Raw genomic sequence first — 26446 nt, 5'->3', positions numbered from 1 at the left:
TTACCGAGACTCACCGCTGTTCCATGCTCGTCGCGATTTTTCATGAGCGTCAGGCGGGGGAATCGCCCGCTTTTGCGGCGGCCTTTATCGCGGCGTACTCAAGCATGGCTCCGCCGATCACGTTTTCTCCCCGTTCGTTGAGGGCAGCGCCGGCCCCTTGTATATCCCGCACCTCCTTGTTCTGGCTGAGCTTGATCTTCCCGACCAACCGAGTGATTTCGATCTCGACTCCGACGATCGCCTTGAGCATCGTATCGATGTAGTCGCTGGCGCTGTCCGTCATCTTCCACGGCTGGGGCTGGGAGGCTTCATGGGTCCGCGTGAGACGGGCGACCAGCCCTCGAACATAGCGTTCGTCATCGCGGATGGTCACCCGGCCATGAGCGTGGACCACCCTGTAGTTCCATGTCGGCACCTGCTTGTGAAACTCGTGCTTGCTCGGATACCAGGTGGGCGAGATGTAGGCGTCGCCCGCGCGAAACACGACCAGTACCTCGTCCCCGTTGGCCACGTCCTGCCAGACCGGATTTGCGCGAGCCACGTGAGCATGAAGGACACCACATGCGCCTTCGCCGGCTTTCAGATCAAACGGAATGTGGTTGGCGTCCAGACCGCTTTTGCCATGCGTGAACAGCGTGCCGAACGGATTCTCTGTGATCAGCGAGTGCAGCACCTCGGTGCGCGGTTCATCAAAATGAGTGGGTACGTACATAGGGGCTCCGTGATGAGTGCAGCGATGCGCTAACCCTCATTGCAGGCAACGCCGGTGCGGCAGGCCTGCAAAGAATTGTGGCGGCAAACTGGTTTATATTGTAGAACCAGTTTGGATCATTTTCTTTGGACCAGAAAGCCATGGCTCGCAAACCGAAAGCGGTGGAAGTTCCGTCGATCGGCATGCTGGATCGCGCCGCGGGCCATTTGGGTCGTCAGCTCGCGCAGGCACTGCGCGACGCCGTTCGCCGTGGTGACCTCAAACCCGGCGAGGTGCTCCCCTCCACGCGCACCTTAGCTGCGTCGTTGCATGTTGCGCGGGGAACCGTCGTCGAGGCATTCGAGCAACTGATCGCCGAAGGCTTTCTGCAATCGCAGCCTGGCTCCGACACGCGCGTGGCGCAATCGTTGACGCTCCCCGCCGATCCCCGAGCGCGGTCCTCATCCGTTGAAACTGCCCCGCTTCCAGAACGCGCCCGTCTGTTCGCCCAGGTTGCACGTCAATTTTCTGCCGTACCGCAGGCACCTTTCGCAGTTTCGGTACCCATTGGCCCTGCCGCTCCGGACGATGTCTGGCGCCGGCTCGGCAACCGGCTACGCGCCCGCGGACCCGGCGCTCCGGCTGGGTATGGCGACCCACAAGGGGCGCTGGCGCTGCGCGAAGCGGTGGCCGACTACGTCAGGAAATCGCGCTCGGTTCGTTGCGAGGCGGACCAGGTGATCGTCACGAGCGGCACACAGCAAGGCCTTTACCTGTCATGCCAGGTGCTGCTCGACGGCGACGCGTCGGCGTGGGTAGAGGACCCGGCGTATAGGGGCATTACGGCCATTCTGGAAAGCACCGGTCGCCCGGAGCGCATGATCCGGGTGCCTGTCGACGCGGAGGGCCTCAACGTCGATGAGGGTATCAAGCTGGGCCCGCACGCGCGGGTGGCGTTCGTCACATCGTCGCACCAGTATCCGCTGGGAATGCCATTGAGCATGGCGAGACGCAACGCGCTGTTGGCGTGGGCCCGCGCGAACAACGCCTGGGTGGTCGAAGACGACTACGACAGCGAATTGCGTTATGCGGGACATCCGTTTCCGTCGCTCCAGGGGCTGGACCCTAACCGGGTGGTCTATCTCGGCACCTTTAGCAAGATCCTGTTTCCGTCATTGCGGCTCGGCTATGCCGTTGTCCCGGAGAACCTCGTGGAGGCCTTCTGCGGCGCGCGCGTGCTCATGGACCGCAATCCCCCAAACGCAGATCAGCATGTACTGGCGGCCTTCATCGCGGAAGGCCATCTGGATCGTCACATCCGGCGTATTCGTGGCGTCTATGCGGACCGCCGCGCGTGCATCATCGAGACGCTCGAGCGACTGCTGCCGAAAGAGGTCGCCTGGTTGCAGCCGAGCGATCAGGGCATGCACCTCGTGCTCTGGCTTGGAGGGGGCGTCGACGACAGGTTAGTGGCGTCGTTAGCGGCCGAAAGTGGCGTTGCAGTACGAGCGGTGTCACCCATGTATTCCGAAGGAAAAGGCCCGATGGGTTTGATACTGGGTCTCGGCGGTTTCAGCGACGCCGAAATTGAAATTGCCACTCAACGTCTCGCCACGAGTATTGAAGCTGCGGCCAAAGCGGCACGCCGTGCGAATCCGCAGGGGAGAAAGGCGAGGACCGGATGATCGCGCCGGAACGCTTGGCGTGGACGCGACCTGTAAGACACGCTTGGCACAACGCCCTTCAAGGCTCAGCTCGAAGGGCGTTGTGCGCTTTGCGCGGTGGCTAGTTTTTCGAAGCAGCGGCCTGCTCGATGAGGGCCGCGACAGCAGCAGGCCTCGACTCATAGATGGCATGGCTGCCCGGCGTTTCGACTACCGTGGCACCGGCGCGCCTAGACATCGCGCGTTGAGCGTCCGGGGGAATCATCCTGTCGTCCTTGGTGACCAGGTACCAACTCGGCTTCGTATGCCAGGCAGCCGAGGTGACTTCACCCATGTAGGCGTCCACGCCCCACGGCACCTGGGCATTCGCCAGGAAAGAAGCGCGTTCGGCTTTCACGTCGCCGGCGAAGGACGCGACGAACTTCGTCTTGTCCAGCATCAGGAAGCCATTTACCGGCGGCAGGATCGGCGGAATCGCAGCACCAGGAGGCGGATTGGACGTCAGTGTTTTAACCGATTCGCCGTTGTCCGGGGCGAACGCCGCGATGTAGACCAGGCGCGAGACTTTGGGGTCGTTGCCGGCCTCCGAGATCACCGCTCCTCCGTACGAATGCCCTACGAGGACCACCGGGCCTTCCTGCGCGTCCACCACGGCTTTCGTCGCAGCCACGTCATTGGCAAGTGACGTCGTGGAGTTTTGAACGATGCTGACATTGAAGCCCTTGGCCTTCAGCAGCTTGTATACCGCTTCCCACCCACCACCGTCGACGAAGCCGCCGTGGACCAGCACGACGTTGTTGACGCGCTCGGCAAAGGCAGGGCTTGGCACCATGACGCCGATAGTCAGCGACGTAAAACCCAGCATGCCAAGAATGGAGCGCCAGGAGGGGAAAGAATTGGGTCGCATCTGATACCTCATTTGTAAAGTGTGATGGAGGTGTGTGCTCGTCGGGCGTTACCGCTGTCCAAGGTGAATCGCATGGCCAGATTTCGAGGGTGCGGGCGATGGTAGGATTGTTGTTTCGTCTGCCCCTCCTTTTGTGCGGCGGCCATTTTTCCGCGGCGGCCAACCTTGAACCAAGGGGCCGCAGCGTAGAGCAGTATTGCGACAGCACGCGCTGGCGTATTGAAGGGTTGCCGAATAAAGTCCGAATAATTCCCAAATCCGTTGCAATGCGGAATCCTATGCAGAGACAGCGTCACACCTTCGGTCCGTTCTTACTTAATCTCGACAATGGGACGCTGCAGCGGAAGGGGGAGCGCGTGGCGCTTGGGCGCCGAGGCATCCTGCTGTTGGCCGCTCTGCTCAACCGGCAGGGCGAGATCGTCACCAAAGCGGAGCTCATGGACGCGGCCTGGCCTGGGACTGCTGTCGAGGAGAGCAATCTTTCGGTTCAGATCGCCCTACTGCGAAAGGCAGTTGGCCTCGCGCCCGATGGCGAGGCGTGGATCACCACCATTCCGCGCATTGGATATTGTTTTAAGGACTCGATTACTACGTCCGAAGAAGATGTCGACCAGCCTTCACCCAAGCCATCGCTGGCGATCCTCCCGTTCACCAATCTCAGCAACGATCCCGATCAGGACTTCTTCGCCGACGGGCTGGCGGACGAGATCATCACGACGTTATCGAAGATTCCGGGTCTGATTGTGATCGCCCGAAGCTCCAGCTTTGCCTACAAGGGCATGCCCATGGATGTGCGGCGCATCGCAAGCGAGCTCGGCGTCCACTACGTCGTCGAAGGGAGTATTCCGAAAAGCGGCGACCGCATCCGTGTGGTCGCACAATTGAATGATGGGGTGAGCGGTTGCCATTTGTGGGCCGAACGATACGACCGGGAACTGCATGACATGTTCGCGGTACAGGACGAGGTCGCTCGAAAGATCGTTGCTGAGCTTAGCGCCGCATTGCGCCCGGTTGAGGTCGCCCTATGCCCTGGTCCTGGTGTTGCATCCGGCGGAACGACGCATATGGAAGCCTACCAGTGCTTCCTGCGAGGCCGGGCGATGCAGCGGGGCGCGACGCAGAATGTTGCCGTCTTCGAGCGAACGAGCGACCTGTTCCGGCAGGCGATCGCGCTCGATCCCGACTATCCGGCCCCCTACGCGGCGCTAAGCATGGCCCTCGCCCAGGCCTATTACAACCGTTGGACTGACGACCCCGAACGCTCGCTTGCGGAAGCCGACGAGCTGGTCGACAAAGCGATCGAGCGCGATTCAGGCGAGCCCTTTGCGCACGGCGTGGCCGCATTGGTCGCAATGTACCGGAAAGACTTTAGCCGCTGGGCTCTCGAAGTCAACGAAGCGCTCTCGCTCAATCCGAACTTCGCCCCGGCACTGTCTCTCCGGGCAACGCTGAACATCTATTCGGGGCAACCGCGGGTGGCGATTCGCGATCTGGAGCGGGCCATGCGGCTCGATCCTTTTTTCACCCAGGGCTATCTGCACCATCTCGGCGTGGCCCATATCGTTGCCGGCGACTATGACACAGCCGTAGCGATCCTGCGGGAGCGCATTCTGCTTGTTCCCCAGACAGACATGAGCCGGGCCTATCTCGCTTCGGCACTTGGGAACCTTGGCTATCTCGACGAAGCGCGTAGCGTCTGGGACGAACTCATCGCCATCAACCCGGCCTACTCGTTCGTCGACCTCCTCGCTCGCATGCCATTCAGGAATCCGGATGATCTGGCCCGCATCACGAAGGGTCTGGACAGAGCCGGATTGCTTACCTCCGCCAACACGGCCCCCTGAGACAGCGTCCGCCCGCTAGCCTTGCTGCGCTTGCCAGCCGATACCGAGACTTTTCTGCAGCGACACAAAGTCCTTGAGCAACTCGGCCTGTCCCGCGACGACACTCTGCTGCGAGGTGAATTCTTCGCGCTGCGTGTCAAGCAGATCGATCAGCGTGGCGACACCGGCGGAATAGCGCTGCCGCATCAGCGTGGCCGAGTGGCTTGCTGATGTTTCCACCTTTTGCAACGTGACGACATGCTCGCGCTGATGCCCATAGCGCGAGAGCGACGAGTTCGCGTCCTGCAGCGCGCCGAGCACGGCCTTCGTATAACGCGCCTCGGCTTCGTCACGCGATGCCTCGGCAGCGTGCACGCTGCCCAGTGTGCGACCAAAATCGAACGCGTTCCATTGCAGATACGGCGCGGCAATCCAGCTGAAATTGCTCTTGCGCACGAGGTGACCCGGATCACCCGCGCTGAAGCCGATATCACCGAGCAACGTCACCTTCGGGAAAAAATCCGCGATGTGTTCGCCAATCTGCGCATTGCTCGACGCAAGCCGCCGCTCCGCTGCACGAATGTCGGGACGCTGCTGCAACATCACCGACGGATCGCCGATCGCCACCGTCCCTGGCAACGCCGGCAGCGGCCGCGTGCCCGCGAGCTGTTGGTCCAGCGCGCCGGGCTCACGGCCGGTCAGCACGGCGAGGCGGTCGAGCGAATCGGTCAGTTGCGCGTCAAGCGGAATCAACGTCGCGCGCGTGTTTTCAACCTGCGTGGTCAGGCGTTCCACATCGATGTCTGCTGCCGTGCCGCGCTCCCGGCGCTGCTGCGTGAGCGTCAACATCTTCTGTTCGGTCTCTGCCTGACGCTGCGCGAGTTCAAGCCGCGTCTGCTGGTCGCGCAGTTCGATGTAGGCCTGCGCAACTTCTGCCGCGAGCGACACCTGGGTGTCCGCGAGATCGGCGTCGACGGCGTCCGCATCTGCGGACGCCGCTTCGATGGCGCGCCGCGTGCCGCCAAACAGATCGATTTCCCACGTAGCGTCGAAGCCCGCGGTATAGAGCTGCAACGGGCCGCGACCCGACGACGCTGTACTGCTGCCTGACGAGCTTCCGGAGCTGAGCGAACTCAGATCAGGCGAGCGCAAGCGCAGCGCGGCAGCATCGCCAGAGATTTTCGGCAATTCGTTCGTACGTTGCGTCTGCAGTTGCGAACGCGATTCCCGTAACCGGGCCTGCGCAATATGCACGTCGGGACTATGTGCAAAGGCGGCGGCGATGAGATCGTTCAACTGCGGATCGTTGAATACGAGCCACCACTGGTTCGGCGCGGGCGTCGCCGTCGTACCGGAGGCTGGCGCACGCACGAAGGTCGCGCTGCTGCGGGCGTCCTGCGCAACCGGCGGTGCGCCGTGATAATCCGGGCCGACCGTGCAACCCGACAAAGCGGACAGAAGCACGGCGGCGGCCAGCGCGATAGACGAGGGACGGTTAAACATCATGGTGTGATGAAAAGACATTAGTGTCCGGCGGAAGAAGGCGGCGGTGCGTTCCGGCTGGGTGTTTTCAGAAGCAGCGCAAGCGGAATGCAGGCGATCAGCGCGATGCCGAGCAGATAGAAGGTTTCCGAATAGGTCATCACGATGGCCTGCTGCTGGATCTGCGCGCCGAGTTGCCCGAGCGCGCGCATCTGCGAGTACGCCATGTCGCCCGTATGGGCGAACCAGTTCGCTGCGTTCGCCGCCAGGCTCTCCTGGCCGATCAGCGAATTTGCACTGACGGACTCGCGGATTATCGCGGTATGAAAGGTCGTGCGCCGGTCGATCACGGTACCGATGATCGCAAGGCCGATCGACCCGCCGAGGTTGCGCGCCATGTTGTAGAGACCGGCGGCGTCGCCGGAATCTTCGCGCGACACGGCCGCCATCGACGCCTGATTGAGCGGCATCATCGCGAGCATCTGTGCGGTGCCGCGTATCAGTTGCGACCAGATGAAATCGTGCCCGACGCTCTGTGCCGTCAACTCAATGTCGATCATGCAACTGATCGCGTACAACACCAGCCCGGTGATCACCAGCACGCGGAAGTCGACTTTGCCAAGCAGCCGCGGCAGGATCGGCATGATCATGAAAGCGGGCAGCCCGGAAAGCAGCATGATCGCGCCGGACTGTTCGGCGTTGTAGCCCGCGACCACCCCGAGAAACTGCGGCAGCAGATACGACACGCCATAGAGCGCTGCGCCGACCGCGGACACGATCACGATCACGCTGGCGTAATTCGGGTTGCGCATCAGACTCAGGCGCACGATCGGCTTCTTCGCGGTCATTTGCGAGGCGGCGATCAGGATCATGCCGAAGACCGACACGCAGGTGAGCATCACGATCATCGACGATTCGAACCAACGCTCGCGCTGACCTTCCTCGAGCACGACCGTGAGCGAACTGAGGCCGATCGCGAGACCCACGATGCCGAGCCAGTCCGCCTTGAAAAACGCCTCCCAGTGCGGCCGGTCTGACGGCAGGCCAACGATCAACAGGGTCATCAGCGCAAGGCAGATCGGCAGATTCATGAAGAAGCACCAGCTCCAGCTAATGTTCTCCGCGAGCCAGCCACCGACAACCGGTCCAAGCAGCGGCCCGAGCAACACGATCAAGCCGAACATGGTCATGCCGACCGGCATCTGCGATAGCGGCAGGCGCGTGCGGATGATGGTCTGCGCCGTCGGAATCAGCGCGCCACCCGTGAAGCCCTGGCCGATGCGACCGGCGATCATCATGGGCAACGTGTGTGACCAGCCGCACATCATCGAGAACGCAATGAAAAGTGCCGAATTCGTCAGCAGGAAATTGCGCAGGCCGAACACGCGCGTAAGCCATGCCGCCAGCGGAATCATCACGATTTCCGACATCAGATAGCCAGTCGAAATCCAGGTGCCTTCCGTACCGGTGGCGCCGATTTCGCCCTGGATCTGCGGCAGCGCGGAGTTCGTGATCGAGATGTCGAGCGTCGCCATCAGGGCACCGAGCGCGCCTGCGGCGACGGCGATCCAGTCGCCGACGCTGGCACGCTCTTCCCCACGCGGTGCGGCTAGCGCCGCGGAGGCGGGAGTTGCGGTTCCCGATTCAGCCACGATGGTTCTCGCTATCGATGCGTGCGTCACGATCACGCGCTGAACGCGTGTCGACATCCACGGTCACCGACAGCCCCGGCAAGAGCACGCTGCGCGTCTCCGTGCCCGTGTCGATCCGAATCCGCACGGGCACCCGCTGCACGATCTTGGTGAAGTTGCCGGTGGCATTTTCCGGCGGCAGCAGCGCGAATTGCGAGCCCGTGCCGGGCGAGAAACTGTCGATCACGCCGTGCAGCGTATGACCGGGCAACGCGTCGACGTGCATTTCCACAGGCTGACCGATGCGCATCCCGCCCACCTGCGTTTCCTTGAAGTTCGCCAGCAAATAGGTACTTTGGACCGGCACGACCGTGAGCATCCGCGTGCCGGGTTGCACGTACTGACCCACACGCACGGTGCGATCGCCGACCTTGCCGCCGAGGACACTGCGCACCACGGTGTTGTCGAGATCGAGTTGCGATTGCTGCGCGCTGGCCTGGGCGGCTTCGAGCTGCGCGCGCGCCTGCGCGAGCTGCGCGGTGGCCGAACCAATCTGCGAGCGTGCTGCCTCGACCGCCGCCGCATTCGCGGCGAGCGTGGCATTCGCCTGATCGCGGCTACTGGTCAATTCCGCCAACCGTTCGCTGCTTTCAGCGCCGGTGGCGACGAGCGGCGCGTAGCGGCGCACTTCGTCACTCGCATGCTGCGCGCTCACGCGCGCCACCTGTTGCTGCGCCTGGGCCTGCGCAATGTTGGATTGCTGCTGTTTGATGTCGGCCTGCGCGCGTTCGATGTCGGCCTTGCGCGCATCGATCGTGGCCCGCGCCTGGTCGAGCGCGACCTGATACTGGCGGGCGTCGAGATGGACAAGCGGATCACCAGGCTTCACGACCTGGTTGTCCGCGACGTAAACTTCCGTAACGTAGCCGGCGATCTTGGGCGCCACGGTGACGCTGTCGGCCTGCAGATAGGCGTCGTCGGTGCTTTCGATGAAGCGGCCCACGGTCCACCAGCGGGCGAGCCAGACGGCGCCGACGATCAGCGCGACGACGCCGAGCGCGATCAGCACCGTGCGCCGGCTGGGACGCCTCGCGCCTGCTGCGGGCGAATCATTGGCGGGTATCGGGCGGGAGGGAGAGCCTGCGGTCGCTGACATCGTATCGGTCCAATTGTTTCCACGTGGCACAATTATTCCAGTTGATCAAATTGTGTCAAGTGATATATTTCTTACGAATTCCCGCAATACGCGTAATGGAGAAAGAGGCATGAGCACCGCAAAGAAGCTGCGCCGCTCGCCGGAGGGCGGCTATGCACGCGGCGACGAAACGCGGCACCGGATCATCGAGGCGGCGATCGAACAGTTCGGCGAACATGGTTTCGAGGGCGCGTCGACACGCGACATCGCGGCCCGCGCCGGCGTCAACGCGCCCGCGCTCCAGTACTACTTCGAGAATAAGGAAGGGGTGTATCGCGCATGTGTCGAGATGCTCGCCGACGACGCATGGGAGACATTCGGCCCGGCCATCGAACACGCGCAGGAAGCGCTGCGCGAAAACGCCGACACGCCGGCGTTGATCGACGCCTTCATCGGTATTCAGACAGCGATCGCGCACGGCGCTTTCGTCAAGGCAAGCAAGCCCGGCCGGCGGATGTTCTTCGCGCGCGAACAGGCGGGACACGAACCTCAAAGTGCCATGCAGATTTTCGGCTGCCGGATCCGCCAGCCGCTCAACGACGTCAGCGTGGCGCTAGTGGCGCGAATTTCCGGGCGTGCAGCCGACGATCCGGTCATCTTGATCCGCACCTTCAGCCTGCATGGGCAACTGGTCATTTTTCACCTCGCGCATCCGTCCAAGCTGTCGATGCTCGGCTGGAAGAGCATTGACGCCGAGAAGGCGGAACTGCTCACGTCGACCGTCCGCGATCAGACTCGCACGCTGCTCGAGCATTGGAGCCGGGAACGTGACGAGGGGCTCACACCCCCCGCGCAAACCACGCAAACCACGGGTAAAGGAAAGCCGCGCAAGCAGCAGTGATCTCACGCCGGCGCACGCATCAACGCTTTCGGACCTGTTGGGCAAGATGCCATTACAATCCAGCACTTCGAACCGACAACGGTAATTTGCGCCATGAGATATCCCCTTGCATTGACACTCGCCGCGGTCATTGCAACCGCAAGCACGATCGCGACCGCCCAGACATCCGGTGGCAGCGACGCGCCCAAACTGCAGTGTGCCATCGGGTATCTCACCGGCGTCGGTGGATCGGCGCAGAGCTTTCGTGAATACCTTGCGACCCCCGACCGGGACAAATATCGCTACGTTGCTGACAACCCGATTCAATGCAAGGTCTCCGACGAAGGTCGCGCGTCGGCCTGTACCGGCGTGACATACCTTCGGAATGAAAAAGTCAGCGTGTATGACGACGTCGACAACGCGACGATAGCCGTGGTTGCGCGCGTGGAACTCGAGCACGGGACCTACCCCGTGATCATCGTTGTGCGACGGCAGGATGTGAAGTGCGAGGAGTGAGTGCTGTCTAGCGCGTCATTGATGATCGCCGGTTGGGTGCGAGCAACAACCCCGCCGGCGAAGGGACGATTACGACTCGAAGACGCCGTTGTGATCAACGGCGTTTCATCTTGATCACGCGCGAAATCTGACCCAGCGTAAATCCGGTGTTCTGCACGTATTTGGCGTAGTCGAGCGGAGCAGTGAACGATTCATCGGTGACGTACTCGCCCATGTAACGGAAGCGGTCCGTTGCTGTTCGGACAAAAACAGGAAGCGGCTCGGTCTGTCGCGCGAGCGTCCGGCCGGCTGCACGTGCAGCGGCGCTGCTATCGCAGACGATCACATCCGGCGCATAGGGGTTGAGGTCCTGACGCAATCGCGCAGCGACGACCTTGCCGCCCTTCGTAGGCAAGAATGCCTGCTTGCATCCTCCCGTCACCCTGTGGATGTCTTCCCGGGAATACTCTTTTCCAATTTCAAACATGATTTTTCTCCGAAGAATGACGCCTGGCTGTGAAGCAGCGGCGTCAAGCGGAGCGATGATATCGAGCTGTATCTAAAGCCGTTGTATAAAGCACGGGCTTCTTGATAAAGAAGGTATGTGGGTCGAGTGGAATGGCGAGACGTGCGCTTAGATATGCTGAATTTACGGTACACACCCCTCGGTTTTATAAATTCGTTATACCGTCGATAACAGAATCTCGAGGTCACAGAGCGAGGGGCTACATGATTCGGCCGGGATCACCCTCTCTGTCTCCGCAGTCTTGCTGTTCGCGTTTCTTCGTAGACGGTTGCCGCAAGCGCTTGTAGGAACACGCCGAGGTGTTTTGGGGGCGAAGATCGCACGACGTGCATGGATCGGCCATACGCCAAGGATGTGTTTCTACGAGTGCTTGCGTCAGCGTTGCGCTACTCGCGGCGAAGGAACCTGCTCAGCATCAAGTTGCCTCGACGATTCAATGCGTGTCGGGCCGAATAACAGCGTCTTTCGGAGGCGTCCGATCCGCCGGCGTCTCGTCGGCGGACTCCAACGCATCGATGCTCATGTCGGTACGGTTGAGCAGCGCGCGTGCCTTGTTCATATCGAGCGCCCCCTCCCATCGAGCGACGACAATAGTCGCTACGCCGTTGCCGATCAGGTTCGTGACGGCACGAGCTTCGTTGAGGAAGCGATCGACGCCTAGCAGCAGCACCAGTCCAGACACGGGGATTTTGTGCATCGAGGCCAGCGTGGCAGCCAGCGCGACGAATCCGGCTCCGGCCACACCCGCAGACCCTTTGGATGTCAGCAGCAACACACCGAGGAGCAGCAACTGATCGCCGATCGTCAAGTGGATATTCATCGCTTGCGCAACGAACATTGAGGCCATGGTCAGGTAGATCGCCGTGCCATCGGCGTTAAAGGTATAGCCCGTAGGCAGCACCATCCCGACCACGGGGCGTGAACACCCCAGCTTCTCCATTTTGATGAGCATCTGCGGGAGCACCGCTTCAGTCGAAGCGGTACCGAGAGTAATGAAGATCTCGTCCTTGATGTAGCGGAGAAACTTCCACAGCGACAGTCCGCTCATCCGCATGACAAAACCAAGCACAACGACCACGAAGAAGATCGAGGTCAGGTAGAGGCACAGCATCAGTTGGCCGAACGATGCGAGCGTGCCAATTCCGTACTTCGCGATGGTAAACGCCATGCCGCCAAAGGCACCGATGGGCGCGACATACATCACGATTCGCACGACGCCGAACATGCCCTGAAGGAACATGTCGAGCATGTCGACGACCGGCGCAGTGCGGGGACCAAGCCTGGCGAGAGAGATGGCGAGCAGAAGCGAAAAGAAGATGATGGGCAGGATATCTCCATTTGCGAACGCTCCGACAATGCTGTTCGGAACAATGCTCATGAAGAACTCAAGCATGCCGTGCTGCTGTGCCGCATGGGTGTAGCTGGAAATGGCCGAACTGTCGATATGCGCGGGGTCAATGTTCATACCACTGCCCGGCTTGATGACGTTCACGATTACAAGGCCAACAGCAAGCGCAATCGTCGATGCAATTTCAAAGTAAACAACCGCCTTGACGCCAACGCGACCGGCCGCATGAAGGTCGTTCATGCGGGCAATGCCGACGACAACAGACGCGAAAATGATCGGCGCAAGCAGCATCCGGATCAGCTTGATGAACAGATCTCCGAGAGGTTTGAGCTGAGAACCGATGTCAGGATAGAAATGGCCGACGAGGACGCCGGCAACAATGCCAATCAGAACCTGTACGTAGAGCTTGGAAAGAGATTTTCCGATCTTTGAAACCCGCATGACTGTCTCCTATGCGTGGCATCTTTTAATGAAATTCAGCACCAGCCGCCGCAGCGGGATCTACCGCTGCGGCGAGCACGGACTGATTTCGCGTGCGTTCCTTTTGTCTATTTTTATGAACGCTACGCCGACGCTTTTGTCGGCGCGTTTTGCCGTTTGAGGGCTTATGCGGACAGCTTTTGCATTTCGGCGAAAAGATCCGCTTTTCCTTCGAAGCCGATGCCGGGCAGATCGGGCATGGTGATGAAGCCGTTCTCCACCTTCACGCCGTCGGGGAAGCCGCCATAAGGCTGGAACAGGTCCGGATAAGATTCATTGCCACCCAGACCGAGTCCGGCCGCGATGTTCAACGACATCTGGTGTCCGCCGTGCGGAATACAGCGGCTCGGCGACCAGCCGTGTTGACGCAGCATGTCGAGCGTGCGCAGATACTCGACCAGGCCATAGCTGAGCGCGCAGTCGAACTGCAACCAGTCGCGATCCGGACGCATGCCGCCGTAACGGATCAGGTTGCGTGCGTCTTGCATCGAGAACAGGTCTTCGCCAGTCGCCATCGGCTTGTCGTAGTAGTTGCGCAGCGTAGCCTGCAATTCGTAGTCGAGCGGGTCGCCCGGTTCTTCGTACCAGAACAGGTCGTATTGGGAAAGCGCCTTCGCGTACTGGATCGCGGTGTCAAGGTCGAAGCGGCCATTGGCATCGACAGCGAGTTTCTGACCGTCGCCGAGTACGCTCAGGATCGAGTCGATGCGGCGCAGGTCTTCATCGAGCGAAGCGCCGCCGATCTTCTTCTTCACAATCGTATAGCCTCGGTCGATGTAGCTGCGCATTTCGTCTTTCAGCTTCTCGTGGTCCTGGCCTGGGTAGTAGTAACCGCCAGCCGCGTACACGAAGATCTTGCGATCGGGCTGGCCATCGCCGTAGCGGTCGGCCAGTAACTGGAACAGCGGCTTGCCTTCGATCTTCGCCACCGCGTCCCAGATCGCCATATCGATCGTGCCGATCGCGACCGAGCGCTCGCCGTGACCGCCCGGCTTTTCGTTCGTGAACATGGTCGCCCAGATCTTGTGCGGATCGAGGTTGTCTCCGGCATCGTTGACGAGCGTGGCGGGATCGGCTTCGAGAATGCGCGGAATGAAGCGCTCGCGCATCAGCTTGCCCTGGCCGTAGCGGCCGTTGGAATTGAAGCCATAACCCACGACCGGTTTTCCGTCCCGGATGACATCCGTCACCACGGCGACGAGACTCAGCGTCATCTTGCTGAAGTCAATGTAGGCATTCCGGATCGGGGAGCTGATCGGAACAGTTTTTTCGCGGATTTCAACGATTCTCATGACGGTGTCTCCTGAGTTTTGGGCACGTTTTGCATGCGTCCGGCTGCAATGGAAACTAGCTTATCCGCGAAAGGAGGGATTAGAATTCACTTGGATTCATTTCATTTTTTACTTTTGGTGAACAACTGAAGTGACGACTGACTCAGCATCCGACTTCGAGTTTTTCATCCTCCTCGCCAGACTCAAAAGCCTGTCGGGAGCGGCGCGGGCGCTCGATCTCACCCCGCCGGCCGCGACCAAACGCCTGGGGCTGATGGAACAAAGACTGGGGGCGCGGTTAGTCAACCGGACAACGCGGAGTGTCAGCCTGACGCCCGAGGGCGAGACTTACCTGCGCTACGCGACACAGATCGTCGGGCAAGTCCGGCAGATGGAGGACGAGATATCGGGGGCTCGATCCGATCCCCACGGACTGCTACGCGTCAATGCGACGCTCGGCTTCGGGCGCACGACCATCGCGCCGGTTGTGTCCGAATTCGCGAAGCGTTTTCCCAACGTGGAGATCCAGTTTGAGGTGACCGACCGGCCCATCGATCTGGTGGAGGAGGCGTTCGATATGGCGATTCGTTTTGGCGAACTCCCTGACAGCCGGCTTAGCGCCCGGCGCATCATGAGCAATCGTCGCTTTCTTTGCGCCTCCCCGAAATACCTCGAGCGTTTCGGGACACCGGAGCGCGTAGAGGATCTCATTCGGCACCGTTGCATCATTCATCGTCAGAACGATGATGCCTATGGCGTGTGGCGGTATATGCAGGGGGACCACACCGAAGCGTTGAAAGTCAAAGGCGCGCTATCGAGCAACGACGGCGATATTGTGCTGCGGTGGGCACTCGACGGGCATGGGATATTGATTCGTTCCGAATGGGATCTGGCGAAATACGTCCAAAGTGGGCGGCTCAAACTGGTCTTGCCGGAAACGGTGCTGCCCTCAGCCGACCTCTTCGTCTACTATCCGAGCCAGCGAAACCAGACGGCCCGCGCCCGCGCATTCATTGACTTTCTGATCGATCGCTTTCAAGCGCCGTTTATACCGGTCGAAACTGGTGCTTCGATCTACGATCAAAAAAAGAAAGCGGGCCGCAAGTCATAAGTCACGCAGACGCGAACAATGCAGCGGCCCAATCCGCAAACACCCTCACCTTGGTGCTATATCGTCGGCTAGGCGGATACGCGATATAGACCTCAAGCGGATCCGGCCGCCATCGTGTGAGAATGGGTACAAGTTTCTTCTGCTTGATGAACGGGCGAGCCATGAAGTCCAACGTGTGGACGATCCCCAAACCGGCCAGTGCAGTTGCAATGTGTGAATTGCTCTCGCTGACAAGAACGTCATTGCGTACGCGGCCAAGCGTGATCGTCTCCTCGTCCCTGCAAAACATAAGGGGCTGCGTCACGCCCGTACTGGCGGAAAAATATCCCGCAACAGGCAGGTTGTTATCCACGATTTCCTGAGGATGTTTCGGTGTGCCGTACTTCGCGAGATACGCGGGACTCGCACATGTGGTCCACGCAAGCTTCCCGATCGGATGCGTCACGAGATCCGGATCGTCGGCTGTACTTCGAATTGCACAGTCTATGTTTTCCGCGACAAGATCCGCGGTACGGTCAGTGACGCTTAGTTGAACCTGTATGTCCGGATAACGCTCGAGAAAGGTCGGCAACGCGGGAATGAGAATGCCGCTTGCAGTCGATCCGCCAGCATCGACTCTCAGCACTCCACGCGGGCTCGCCTCCTCCCGACCCAGCGTAGCCTCAATGTCATCGAGTTCGCTGAGGAGTTGCCGAGTGCGCTCATAGTAAGCAGCGCCATAGGTCGTCACGCTGACGCGCCGCGTATTTCGCTCCAGAAGTTTTACGCCAAGATGCGCTTCCAGTGACTGGACCCATTTGCTCGCCGTGGCATTGGGCATATTCAGAGAAAGGGCAGCCCGCCCGAAGCCTCCTGTCTCGACAACGCGAACAAAAATACGGATGGCCTGCAGATGGTCCATGGATCTACCTCGTCGATTATCCACTCATGTGAATAGACAAACCATAATATACATATTTATCTGCATGGGTGTTTAAACTAAGCTGGGCTCATTAATCCACAGATGAACCAGGAGTCCTGAAATGACAACGTCCCTCTACGACAACATCCATTCGACCAAGCATGCGGGAAAGGTGGCGCTCGTAACCGGCGGCAGCACCGGAATCGGCCTCGCTACCGCCAAGCGCCTCGCTCGCGAAGGTGCAACGGTGTTTATCACCGGTAGACGCCAGGCGGAATTAGACACGGCGATATCTGAAATCGGGCACGGGGCGCGCGCGATTCGCGGCGACATTTCGTCGGCCGCAGACCTTAAGAGAGTCGTCGACGCGGTGTCTGCGGAACATCAACGGATAGATATCCTCTTTGCCAATGCGGGCGGCGGAGAGTTCACCCCGCTTGGAGCGATCACCGAAGCACAATTCGACAAGTACTTCGACATCAACGTGAAAGGCACCTTGCTAACCGTGCAGAGCGCATTGCCGCTCATGCGGGCCGGCAGCGCCATCGTGATTACAGGATCGATCACATCGGTACAAGGTGTACCGGCATTCGGTGTCTACGCCGCCACCAAGGCTGCATTGCGCTCCTTCGCACGCACTTGGGCATCGGATCTCAAAGGTCGCGACATCCGCGTCAATGTGGTCGCGCCTGGTGTCGTCGTCACGCCTGCGTACAAGACCGAACTCAAGCTGACCGACGAACAGATCGAAGCCTATTGCAAGGAGGTTGCCGAAACGACACCGCTTGGCCGTGTCGGCAGCACCGATGAAATCGCCAAGGCGGTTTCCTTTCTCGCCTCCGACGATGCCAGCTATATCACCGGGATAGAACTGTTCGTTGATGGTGGACGCGTGCAAGTCTGATTTTTTCAGCGCCGGATCGATGGCCGCTCGCCCTTAGCAGGCAGCACCCATTTTTAACGCACGGGCTCGTGATGCTGACGGACTATCGCTCGGCCCGGTCCGCGACGGGTTCTGTGCTCGCGTCAATCCGTCGCTATAATGTGCCATCCGCCGGGCGATCGCTAGTCCGCCGCACGTGGCAGCACGACAGCGCCGCGTTCCCGCTTTGCAACGAGGCTTCAGGTGATGAGCGAGCCTAATCTTCCACATGTGCTTGCAGTGGACGACGATCCAGCCATTCGCGATCTCATTTGCGAGTATCTGACGGACAACGACTTAAAGGTGACCGTCGCCGCCGACGGCCAGGAAATGACCGCCGCGTTGGCGGAATACGCGATCGACCTGGTCGTCCTCGATCTGCGGATGCCGGGCGAGGATGGGATGAAAATCGCGCGTCGGCTACGCGAGCAGTCATCGCTGCCCATCATCGTTGTATCAGGCCGCCTCGACGAGGCCGACCGCGTCATGGCACTCGAACTCGGCGCCGACGACTACCTGACCAAACCATTTAGCCCGCGCGAACTGCTGGCTCGCATCCGCACGGTGTTGCGGCGCACAGCGGCCACGCAGTCGCTGACAGGACGTCAGGTCGACGCGCGCGCGTACCGCTTCGCCGGATGGGAACTGAATATCGGCACGCGCCGGCTGACATCGCCGGACGGCAAGCGCGTCGAGCTGACCAATGGCGAGTTCTGCCTGCTCAACGCGTTTCTCGCTTCTCCGGGCCGGATTCTCACGCGCGAGCAGCTACTCGAAGCGAGCCGGCTTTACGACGACGTGTACGACCGGTCGATCGATGTCCAGATTCTCCGGCTGCGCCGCAAGATTGAAGAGGATCCATCGCATCCTGCCTACATCAAGACCGAACGCGGTGCCGGCTACATCTTCGCAGCGAGCGTCGACAAACTGAGCGCAGCGGCCTCATAAGCGCCGTCCTGCCGCCACAACCGCTGGGCTTTGCGCGCACCGCCGGATCAACGTTCATATGAAGACGAGAGCATCCACGCGCGCCAGCATCCGTCAGCCTGCCCCACGCGCCACCGGAATCACCGTTAAAGACCGAATCCCCTGTGCCCCGCGAATCAGGACACCCTCGATGTCAGCGGTCGCCGAAGGTCCGCTCATCAGTACCGCATAATTCACAGCAAAGAAGTCGGACCGGTGATACGCATGGTGCAGATTACCGACAATGTCGGCTGGATCCAGCAACGCAACGAGGTGTTGTGATAGATAGCCAAGCGCATTGACCTGATACTGCGCTTCGCTGAGCCAGATCGACCCGGTTTCGGCGACCGCAAACAGCGGCCGGACGATGCCGACATCGACATCGTTCAGTTCGTGCGGATCGCGGACCGGTTCGATGCGTCGGGTACCCGCCACTTCGGGCACGGCCGAGCAGATCACTTTCGCGTCCGGAAAGCGCGCGCGGATCTGCGCTTCGAGATCACCGTCCGCGGACCTGTCCGCCCAGATGCCACCCATGCTGGCGAACGTTTCCTTGAATTTTTCCAGTGCCGGTGGCAGGCCGGCATCGAACATGGGCACGTCGGGTAGCGTGGCCGGCGTGCGCTGCGCGCTGCGCAGACTTGCGAGAATGGCGTTTCGGCTGCTCATTTTGCTTTCCTGTTTTTCAGGTACCAGTCGCGGAAGGTTTGCTCGGGCGCATCCGGCACTTCCCGTTGCTTGCCCCACGCATTAAAGGGGTTGTAGATGAAGGCACGCGGCAACTTCGCAACAGCGGTGTCCGCTGCCTTGATCGCCGCGCGGTACAGTGCCGGCTCGGCCAGCACTTTCCCCGCGACTTTCATTGCCTGCGTCTTCACGAACGGCAGCTCATGCTGCTCGGCAACAATCTGGCGCCACTTGTAGATCTGTTCGTGGATGTTGATCTTGACCGGGCAAACGTTCGTGCAGCTACCGTTCATTGTCGAAGCAAACGGCAGCGCGCTGTATTTTTTCAGATCGAAGGTCGGATTGATAATCGCACCGATCGGCCCGGAGTAAACTCCGCCGTAACTCAGGCCGCTGCTGCGCCGGTAAACCGGACACGTATTCATACAGGCGCCGCAGCGGATGCACTTCAGGGAGTACCAGAAGTCGTCCATTGCAAGCCGTGCGGAGCGGCCGTTGTCGACCAGCACGAAGTGCATTTCGCCGCCTCTGCGCGGGCCGCGGAAGTGCGATGTGTACTGCGTGATCGGCGAGCCGAGTGCGCTGCGCGACAGCATGCGAATGAATACCCCGAGGTGCTCGAGCTTCGGAATCACCTTCTCGATGCCGATCGATGCAATATGCAGCGACGGCACGTTTGCACTGAGATCGGCATTGCCTTCGTTCGTACACACCGTGATACCGCCTGTTTCCGCGACCGCGAAATTGCAGCCGGTCATCCCGGCTTCGGCGTTCAGGATCAGCGGCCGGGTCGCATCGCGCTGCGCTTCGGCAAGGTAATGCACGTCGTCGTTGTCCGGGTCGGTTCCGAGTGTCTTCGCAAACACTCTGGAGACGTCCGATGCAAGCTTATGAACCGCCGGCACGACGATATGCGCGGGGCGCTGGTGATCGAGCTGCTGGATCCGTTCGCCCAGGTCGGTTTCCACGACCGTGATGCCGCGCGGTTCGAGGTACTCGCGCATTCCGCATTCTTCCGTCAGCATCGACTTGCTTTTGACGAGCGTCTTCGCGCCGTGGCTTTCGAGAATCTCGTGCACGATGCGATTGTGCTCTTCCGCATCCTTCGCCCAGTGCACGATCACGCCGTTGTTCGTCGCGTTGCGCTCGAATTCTTCGAGGTAGTCGGCGAGGTGCGTCAGCGTATGTTCCTTGATCCCTGATGCAAGCGAGCGTAATTGTTCCCATTCTTCGATGCCGTGCGCGGCCTCGTCCCGCAAGGTGCGCAGGGTCCACAGGCGTTTGTCGTGGAACTCGATGTGCTTTTCGTCGGCGATAAATTCGCGCGACGCCTTTACGTGGTCGACACGTTTCATGAGCGGGCTCCATTGAGAATCTGGGCGATATGGATAAACTTCAGATCAAGGCCGAGCCGTTCCGAGCAGCCTTTCTGGTGCATCAGGCACGACGAATCGGCAGATACGATGTATTCGGCGCCGGCCTGCTTGTGATCGCGCACCTTGTCCTGGCCCATCCGCGCAGAGACGGGTTCCTCAGTCACGCAGAACGTGCCGCCGAATCCGCAGCATTCGTCAGGCCGGGCAGGCATAACGAACTCGATTCCCTTGACTTTCTTCAGCAGCGATAGCGGTTTCGAGAAGAACGGCTCCTCAATCTCCGACATCTTCGCGGTGCGCAACGATCGCAGCGTTCCGCAACTGTTATGCAGCCCGACCTTATGGGGAAACTCGGCCCACGGAAGTGCGTCGACCTTTAGCACGTCGTGCAGAAACTCGACTAACTCGTAGGTATTGGCACGCACTGCCCTGCTTTGCGCTGTCGATTCGACGGCCGTCATATGATCGCGCACGTGGTGCACGCAGCTCCCGCTCGGCGCCACGATGTAGTCGTAGCCGGAGAAGTTCTTGACGAACAGCGCTTCAGTGGCAGCAGCGTCTTTCTCGCAACCGCTATTGCCCATCGGCTGTCCGCAGCAGGTCTGTTCGAGTGGAAAGTCGACATCACAACCAAAACGCTCGAGAAGCTCGAGTGTTGCGACGCTGACGTCCGGAAAGAAGGCGTCGATAAAACATGGAACGAACAAGGCGACTTTCATGGTGTCTCCGGTGGCGGGATGAATTCCAGTGGGATGAAGCGGCTGAACTCGTCTTGTGCTCAAGTTTCCTGGCCTGCGGTTGCCGCCAGATTGCAAATCACACAGGTTGAGTTACATCCGTAATCCGGCGCGGCGCTTCCATCCGCGTGTCAGTAGTGTCCTGAAGTCAGGTCGACCTTGCCCTTGAAGACGTGATAACTGTAGGCCGTATAGCCCAGCATCAACGGGTAGATGAACAGACCCTCTCCCCAGAACATGAAGGCCAGGCTGGCATGCGGACTCGCGGCGGCTGCCACAGTGAGCGAGAACGGGACCATGTACGGCCAGAACGAGATAGCCAGCATCGCGTACGCGCAGATGAACAGCAGCACGATCATGAGGAACGGCTGGTCGTCGCGGCGCCGTCTGACGCCCGTTAGAGTGCCTACGATGGCGCAGAGCGCGATCAACGGCACAAGGAAAAGATAGGGGCGATCGAGCCAGCGGTGCATGATCGCGAGGTTTTCATGAAGTGCATGAAAGAACAGCACGATCAGCAGAACGAGCACCACCAGAAGCAAGGGTGCAATCGCACGATACGCAGCGTCGCGCGCGTCTGCCTCGCATTTCCTGACAACCCAGCTCGCACCGAGCAGAGCGTAGCCGGCGCATAACGCCACACCGCACAGTGCCGAGAAACTGCTGCACCACGTCATGACGTCGCCAGTAAAGCGGCCGTTGACGACCGGCAGCCCTTTGACCAGCGCGCCGACCATTGCGCCCTGCATGAAGGCGGCGACGAGCGAACCCAATACGAAGCCAACGTCCCAGATCGCCCGCGTACGGCGAGCCCTGCCACGGAACTCGAAGGCGACGCCGCGAAAGATCAGGCCGGCGAGCATCAGCATCACAGGCACATAGAAGGCGGAGACCAGCAACGAGTAGGCGACGGAGAAGGCCCCCCACAACACGACGCCGGCTACGATCAGCCACGTCTCGTTGCCGTCCCACAGCGGCGACACGGCAGCCAGCATATGGCGCCGTCGCGTTTCGTCCCGGGTCAGGCCGAACAGCATGCCGACACCGAGGTCGAAACCGTCGAGCAACACGTACAGCAAGATGCTAAAGGCGAGTATCAGCGACCAGTAGAGGATCATTTGAGCGTCTCCCAGATCATTTGACCGTCGACGACAGATCCGTCGCCACTGAAAGCGGACGGTTCGGCAAGGCAGCAGGCGGCGTGTGCAGCAGATCTTCGGCAGGTCCTCCTTTGAGCAGCCTGTAAATGTAGAACGTGCCAAAGGCAAAGATGAAGACGTAGGTCGCACAGAAGACCAGCAACGAACCCGCGGCTGCGCGCGGCGTCAGGAACGGCGTAAGCGCGTCAGCGGTGCGCAGCAGCCCATAGACGGTCCACGGTTGCCGTCCCACCTCCGCGGTAAACCAGCCGGTGAGCGTCGCGATGAAAGGCAGCGGAAAGCACAGGAATACCGTCCACAGCAGCGCGCGCCGCTGCAGCAGGCGCTCCTTGAGCGATAGCAAGGTGCCGCCCCACGCAACGAGCAGCATGATGAGACCGCACCCCACCATGACCCGGAATGCAAAGAATGGAATGACGATCGGCGGACGCTCGCTGCGTGGGAAGTCGGTGAGACCGACCTCTTTCGAATCGAGCGTCATCGACCCAATCAGACTACCCAGCACCGGCACCGAAATCGCATAGTCGTTCTTTTCGTGGGCGGCATCGGGCCACGCAAGCAGAACTTCGGATGCGGGTTGTTCGTCGTGCCAGCGCGCCTCGATCGTTGCAAACTTGATGGGCTGATAGCGGTGCACATAATCACCGACCAGATGTCCGAATAGCAGTTGCACCGGTACGAGGATCGCCGCGAGCAGAAGACCCATGCGCAGCATGATGCGTGCTTCGGCTGGACACATCCTGCGCAGCGTGTACCACGCACCGGTTGCGGCCACACAAAACGCCCCAGTAACATAAGCCGCCAGCAACATATGAGGAAACCGTACCCAGACAACCGGGCTGAAGATGATCTTCAACCAGTCGTCCGGCACGTAGACGCCACCCTGGATGATGTAGCCCACCGGATACTGCATCCAGCTGTTGTTCACCATGATCCAGAACGCCGAGAGCGTCGTGCCGAGCGCGACCATCGCGGTGGAAAACAGGTAGAAGCCCGGCCTCACCCTGCTCTTGCCGAACAGCAGCACGCCGAAAAACGACGCCTCCAGCATGAAGGCCGTAAAAGTCTCATAGGACAACAGCGGCCCCTGAATCGGCCCCGAAAGCCGCGAGAGTTCGCTCCAGTTCGTGCCGAACTCGAAAGCCAGCACGATCCCGGAGACCACGCCCATGCCAAATGCGATCCCGAAGATCTTCAGCCAGAAGTCGAATACCCGGCGGTACGCGGGCCGCCCGGTGATCAGATGCAGCGCTTCGAGTACCGTCAGCCACGCCGCCAGTCCGATCGTGAACGACGGGAAGACGATGTGGAACGATACGGTGAAGGCGAATTGCAGTCTCGACAGCATGAGTGCGGTGGTGTCCATTTCACTCCCCTAGCGCCACAGGTTGGTTTGCGCGAGATCGATCACCTGGTCCGCTTGTCCGTTCAGGATTGCCTTGACCATATAAAGCGAGAACCCCTTTGCCATTTCGAGGTTGACCGCGGGGGGCATCGCCAGCTCCATCCGGTTGACAACCGCGTCGATCAACACCGGACCGTTGTGGTCGAACGCCGCGGCGATGCCGGGCTCGACATCGTCTGGCTTTTCAAGGCGGATACCGCGGATACCCACGGCTTCGGCCATCGCGGCGAAATTCGGGTTGTTCAGCTCGGTGCCGATCGGCACGAACGACGTGGACTTCTGTTCGAGTTCGATGAAGCCGAGCGCGCCGTTGTTGAAGACCACCACCTTGACCGGCAGGCCGAGTTGCGCAAGGCTCAGGAAATCGCCCATCAGCATCGCGAAACCGCCGTCGCCCGACATGGAGATCACCTGGCGGTGGGGAAAGGCCGCCTGTGCGCCGATCGCCTGCGCCATGGCGTTGGCCATCGAGCCGTGCCAGAACGACCCTATCAGCCGGCGCTTACCGTTCATCGCGAGGTAGCGCGCGCCCCATACCGTCGGTAAGCCAACATCGCAGGTAAACACCGCGTCTTCCGTTGCATGGTCACTGATGGCTTTGGCAACCTGCTGCGGATGGATCAACGACTTCCTGGCACTGCTCTGCGCCAGCGCGTCGAGATCCTTGCGCGCCTTCCGGTAATGCTGCTGCGCCTGCGTAAGATGCGCGGCGTCGGTCTTCTCCTGCAGTTTCGGCATGAGCGCCGTGAGCGTCGCCTTCGCGTCGCCGACAATGCCCAGATCGATCGGCGTGCGGCGCCCGAGATTACCTGGGCGGATGTCGATCTGGACGATGCGCGTGCCCGTTTTGCGAGGATAGAACTGGCTATAGGGAAAGTCCGTTCCCAGCATCAGCAGCAGATCGCAATCGAGCATTGCGTAGTAGCCCGATGAGAATCCGATCAGGCCGGTCATGCCTACGTCGTACGGGTTGTCCCATTCGACGTGCTCCTTGCCGCGCAACGCGTGCACGATCGGTGCCTTGAGCCGCTCGGCCAGCGCCACCACCTCATCATGCGCACCCGCGCAACCCGACCCGCACAACATGGTCACGCGGCCCTGCCCGTTGAGCATCGCGGCCAGCCGGTCAAGATCGGCTTCGGCCGGCGTGACGACTGCCTGCGGCGGCAACAGACCCAAGGCCGAGGGCGGTGGCGCATCAACCGCCTGTTGCAACGCGACGTCGCCCGGGATAACGACCACCGCCACGCCGCGCTTGCCGGTCGCCTCGCGAATCGCGGTCTCGAGCGTGCGCGGCATCTGGTTGACGCTCGAGATCAGTTCGCAGTAGTGGCTGCACTCCTTGAACAACGACTCCGGATGGGTTTCCTGAAAGTAGCCGCTGCCGATTTCCCGAGACGGAATATGCGCGGCGATCGCCAGCACTGGAACCCCCGAGCGATGGCAGTCGAAAAGGCCATTGATCAGATGCAGGTTGCCGGGCCCGCAACTGCCGGCACAGACCGTGAGCGAACCCGTCAGGTGGGCTTCGGCACCCGCGGCGAACGCGGCAACTTCTTCGTGCCGCACGTGGATCCACTCGATCCCGCCGTGACGGCGGATCGCGTCGGTCAAGCCGTTGAGGCTATCGCCAACGATGCCGTACACCCGCTTGACGCCTGCCGCCACCAGTACCTCGACAAACTGCTCCGCTACGGTCATCGACATTGCAATTCTCCAATAAATAAAGATCGACTGATTGCCCGCACGTGCCCGTCTCGACGTCGGTTCGCGACGGAGGATACGTCGGGTCATGTTACGAATCCGTCGGGGGACGGTCCAAGACCAGCTTGTTATGCTTCTATGTCTTTTTTCTTATAGAGTTGGGTGCCGGCGCGCCGGGAATGCTGTCGTGAGGCGCCAGCGTTTTAAGGAATGCATGCAAATGGGGCGTGAGATCGTCATTCCGGAAACTCGCTGTCAGCGTGGTGGTCCGGGACGCGCCGACGCCTTGCAGCGGCCGGTAGACCACATCCGGGCGACGATGGCGCGCAACCGATTCACCGACGAAAGTGACACCAAGTCCACCCCCCGCCAGCGCAATTGCGGTCTGAATCTCATAGGCATGGTGCGCGACGCGGGGCGTCACTCCCGCGTCCAGGTATAACGATTCGATAAAGCGCGAGAAGCGGGCGTTGGGATGCTTCGGATAGAGCACAAGCGGTGACTGCGCCAGCTGCGCAATGCGCACGGCCTTGTTGCCCGCCAGCGGGTGATCGTGGGACAGTGCAATCATCACGCGTTCACGCAGCAGCAGTAGCGAGGAACACCCTGCTGCGGTTTGCGCCTGCCGTCCAATGCCGACGTGGATGCGGTGTTCATGCAGCGCATCTGCCTGTTCTTCGGTGAGCATCTCGAACAGTTTGAGTTCGACATCAGGATGAGTGCGGTCGAAGGCCTTGAGCGCTGTGGGCAACACGCTATACATCGCCGAGCGCGTGAAGCCAATGCCTAGCCAACTCCGTTTGCCACACCCTATCTCACGCGTGGCGAGCGTGGCTCGCTCATAGCTGGCCAGTAGCTGACGCGCCTCGGCACTGAAATAATGCCCCGCTTCCGTCAGCCTCAACGGACGGCCGCTGCGGTCGAACAGTTGTGCACCGAGGCGTTGTTCCAGCAAACTGATCTGCCGGCTCAACGCCGGCTGCGCGACGTGAAGACGTTCTGCAGCGCGGCTGAAATTCAGTTCGTCCGTCAGTATGACGAAGAATTGCAGGTGCCGAAGGTTCATGACTGACAATGCCTCTGGTTCTGGTGAGACCCGGACGAACGAGCTAAAGCACGTTCTCCGCTTCTCAAATCAATAAAC

The 26446-nt window shown here is 60.6% G+C and carries 24 protein-coding genes; 8 read left to right on the top strand and 16 right to left on the bottom strand.

The features are described from left to right. Positions 1 to 49: 49 nt before the first annotated feature. Entirely contained in the window at positions 50 to 712 is a 663-nt protein-coding gene (locus P3T25_RS29400; RefSeq protein WP_429360361.1) for an FMN-binding negative transcriptional regulator, read from the bottom strand. A gap of 140 nt (positions 713 to 852) precedes the next feature. On the opposite strand from P3T25_RS29400, the gene P3T25_RS29395 reads away from it, so the two are divergent. After that, the gene (locus P3T25_RS29395; protein WP_429360359.1) at positions 853 to 2376 is read left to right on the top strand and encodes a PLP-dependent aminotransferase family protein; all 1524 of its coding nucleotides are present in this window, start codon (positions 853 to 855) and stop codon (positions 2374 to 2376) included. Between the two features lie 100 nt (positions 2377 to 2476). Here P3T25_RS29395 and P3T25_RS29390 read toward each other — a convergent pair whose 3' ends face one another. Then, positions 2477 to 3262: an alpha/beta fold hydrolase gene (locus P3T25_RS29390; RefSeq protein ID WP_429360357.1), complete on the bottom strand. Its 786-nt coding sequence runs from the start codon at positions 3260 to 3262 to the stop codon at positions 2477 to 2479. 98 nt (positions 3263 to 3360) lie between these two features. Here P3T25_RS29390 and P3T25_RS29385 point away from each other — a divergent pair, with 98 nt between their 5' ends. Next, on the top strand, positions 3361 to 5106 hold the full coding sequence (locus P3T25_RS29385; protein WP_429360355.1) for a winged helix-turn-helix domain-containing tetratricopeptide repeat protein: 1746 nt from the start codon (positions 3361 to 3363) through the stop codon (positions 5104 to 5106). A 15-nt stretch (positions 5107 to 5121) separates the two neighbouring features. Here P3T25_RS29385 and P3T25_RS29380 read toward each other — a convergent pair whose 3' ends face one another. The 3 genes from P3T25_RS29380 to P3T25_RS29370 are packed head-to-tail and all read right to left on the bottom strand — an operon-like array spanning position 5122 to position 9354. Beyond that, positions 5122 to 6591: an efflux transporter outer membrane subunit gene (locus P3T25_RS29380; protein ID WP_429360420.1), complete on the bottom strand. Its 1470-nt coding sequence runs from the start codon at positions 6589 to 6591 to the stop codon at positions 5122 to 5124. 17 nt (positions 6592 to 6608) lie between these two features. After that, on the bottom strand, positions 6609 to 8219 hold the full coding sequence (locus tag P3T25_RS29375) for an MDR family MFS transporter (protein WP_429360418.1): 1611 nt from the start codon (positions 8217 to 8219) through the stop codon (positions 6609 to 6611). Then, positions 8212 to 9354, bottom strand: a complete 1143-nt coding sequence (locus P3T25_RS29370) for an HlyD family secretion protein (RefSeq protein WP_266259809.1) — start codon at positions 9352 to 9354, stop codon at positions 8212 to 8214. The genes P3T25_RS29375 and P3T25_RS29370 overlap by 8 nt, the downstream gene beginning before the upstream one ends. A gap of 109 nt (positions 9355 to 9463) precedes the next feature. On the opposite strand from P3T25_RS29370, the gene P3T25_RS29365 reads away from it, so the two are divergent. Next, positions 9464 to 10234: a CerR family C-terminal domain-containing protein gene (locus P3T25_RS29365; RefSeq protein WP_429360353.1), complete on the top strand. Its 771-nt coding sequence runs from the start codon at positions 9464 to 9466 to the stop codon at positions 10232 to 10234. Between the two features lie 93 nt (positions 10235 to 10327). Continuing rightward, on the top strand, positions 10328 to 10729 hold the full coding sequence (locus P3T25_RS29360; protein ID WP_154561132.1) for a hypothetical protein: 402 nt from the start codon (positions 10328 to 10330) through the stop codon (positions 10727 to 10729). Between the two features lie 94 nt (positions 10730 to 10823). On the opposite strand, the gene P3T25_RS29355 is transcribed toward P3T25_RS29360, so the two are convergent. Further along, entirely contained in the window at positions 10824 to 11195 is a 372-nt protein-coding gene (locus tag P3T25_RS29355; protein ID WP_054033757.1) for a hypothetical protein, read from the bottom strand. A gap of 472 nt (positions 11196 to 11667) precedes the next feature. Continuing rightward, positions 11668 to 13023 (bottom strand): C4-dicarboxylate transporter DctA, encoded by a 1356-nt coding sequence (gene dctA, locus P3T25_RS29350; RefSeq protein WP_429360351.1) that lies wholly within the window; start codon positions 13021 to 13023, stop codon positions 11668 to 11670. Between dctA and P3T25_RS29345 the strand changes: the two genes are divergently transcribed. After that, positions 13022 to 13183: a hypothetical protein gene (locus tag P3T25_RS29345; protein WP_429360349.1), complete on the top strand. Its 162-nt coding sequence runs from the start codon at positions 13022 to 13024 to the stop codon at positions 13181 to 13183. The two genes, dctA and P3T25_RS29345, sit on opposite strands and share 2 nt — an antisense overlap. A 4-nt stretch (positions 13184 to 13187) precedes the next feature. On the opposite strand, the gene P3T25_RS29340 is transcribed toward P3T25_RS29345, so the two are convergent. Continuing rightward, positions 13188 to 14354 (bottom strand): mandelate racemase/muconate lactonizing enzyme family protein, encoded by a 1167-nt coding sequence (locus P3T25_RS29340; RefSeq protein ID WP_429360347.1) that lies wholly within the window; start codon positions 14352 to 14354, stop codon positions 13188 to 13190. Between the two features lie 130 nt (positions 14355 to 14484). Between P3T25_RS29340 and P3T25_RS29335 the strand changes: the two genes are divergently transcribed. Next, a complete protein-coding gene (locus tag P3T25_RS29335) occupies positions 14485 to 15444 on the top strand; it encodes a LysR family transcriptional regulator (RefSeq protein ID WP_429360345.1) in 960 nt (319 codons plus the stop codon). 1 nt (position 15445) lies between these two features. Here the strand turns inward: P3T25_RS29335 and P3T25_RS29330 are convergent, their stop codons facing one another. Further along, entirely contained in the window at positions 15446 to 16345 is a 900-nt protein-coding gene (locus P3T25_RS29330) for a LysR substrate-binding domain-containing protein (RefSeq protein WP_429360343.1), read from the bottom strand. A 121-nt stretch (positions 16346 to 16466) separates the two neighbouring features. Between P3T25_RS29330 and P3T25_RS29325 the strand changes: the two genes are divergently transcribed. Further along, positions 16467 to 17249 (top strand): glucose 1-dehydrogenase, encoded by a 783-nt coding sequence (locus P3T25_RS29325; protein ID WP_429360341.1) that lies wholly within the window; start codon positions 16467 to 16469, stop codon positions 17247 to 17249. 225 nt (positions 17250 to 17474) lie between these two features. Then, positions 17475 to 18215, top strand: coding sequence for a response regulator (locus P3T25_RS29320; RefSeq protein WP_429360339.1), 741 nt, complete (start codon positions 17475 to 17477; stop codon positions 18213 to 18215). Between the two features lie 93 nt (positions 18216 to 18308). On the opposite strand, the gene P3T25_RS29315 is transcribed toward P3T25_RS29320, so the two are convergent. From P3T25_RS29315 to P3T25_RS29285, 7 genes are all read right to left on the bottom strand, one after another. Then, positions 18309 to 18902 (bottom strand): LutC/YkgG family protein, encoded by a 594-nt coding sequence (locus P3T25_RS29315; RefSeq protein ID WP_429360337.1) that lies wholly within the window; start codon positions 18900 to 18902, stop codon positions 18309 to 18311. Beyond that, positions 18899 to 20275: a lactate utilization protein B gene (locus P3T25_RS29310; RefSeq protein WP_171928147.1), complete on the bottom strand. Its 1377-nt coding sequence runs from the start codon at positions 20273 to 20275 to the stop codon at positions 18899 to 18901. The genes P3T25_RS29315 and P3T25_RS29310 overlap by 4 nt, the downstream gene beginning before the upstream one ends. Further along, positions 20272 to 21015 carry a (Fe-S)-binding protein gene (locus P3T25_RS29305; protein WP_429360335.1) on the bottom strand — a complete coding sequence of 248 codons (744 nt, stop codon included), beginning with the start codon at positions 21013 to 21015 and terminating at the stop codon, positions 20272 to 20274. The genes P3T25_RS29310 and P3T25_RS29305 overlap by 4 nt, the downstream gene beginning before the upstream one ends. A gap of 149 nt (positions 21016 to 21164) precedes the next feature. Then, positions 21165 to 22151 carry a cytochrome d ubiquinol oxidase subunit II gene (gene cydB, locus P3T25_RS29300; RefSeq protein WP_429360333.1) on the bottom strand — a complete coding sequence of 329 codons (987 nt, stop codon included), beginning with the start codon at positions 22149 to 22151 and terminating at the stop codon, positions 21165 to 21167. 16 nt (positions 22152 to 22167) lie between these two features. After that, a complete protein-coding gene (locus P3T25_RS29295; RefSeq protein WP_429360331.1) occupies positions 22168 to 23559 on the bottom strand; it encodes a cytochrome ubiquinol oxidase subunit I in 1392 nt (463 codons plus the stop codon). Between the two features lie 9 nt (positions 23560 to 23568). Next, a complete protein-coding gene (gene poxB, locus P3T25_RS29290) occupies positions 23569 to 25305 on the bottom strand; it encodes a ubiquinone-dependent pyruvate dehydrogenase (protein WP_429360329.1) in 1737 nt (578 codons plus the stop codon). A 133-nt stretch (positions 25306 to 25438) separates the two neighbouring features. Further along, entirely contained in the window at positions 25439 to 26368 is a 930-nt protein-coding gene (locus tag P3T25_RS29285; protein ID WP_429360327.1) for a LysR family transcriptional regulator, read from the bottom strand. Positions 26369 to 26446 lie beyond the last annotated feature (78 nt).

The sequence above is a fragment of the Paraburkholderia sp. GAS32 genome (assembly GCF_050434225.1).
Lineage (GTDB): Bacteria > Pseudomonadota > Gammaproteobacteria > Burkholderiales > Burkholderiaceae > Paraburkholderia > Paraburkholderia madseniana.
Note: the sequence above shows the minus strand (reverse complement) of the source record. Positions and strands in the feature narration are given on the sequence as shown.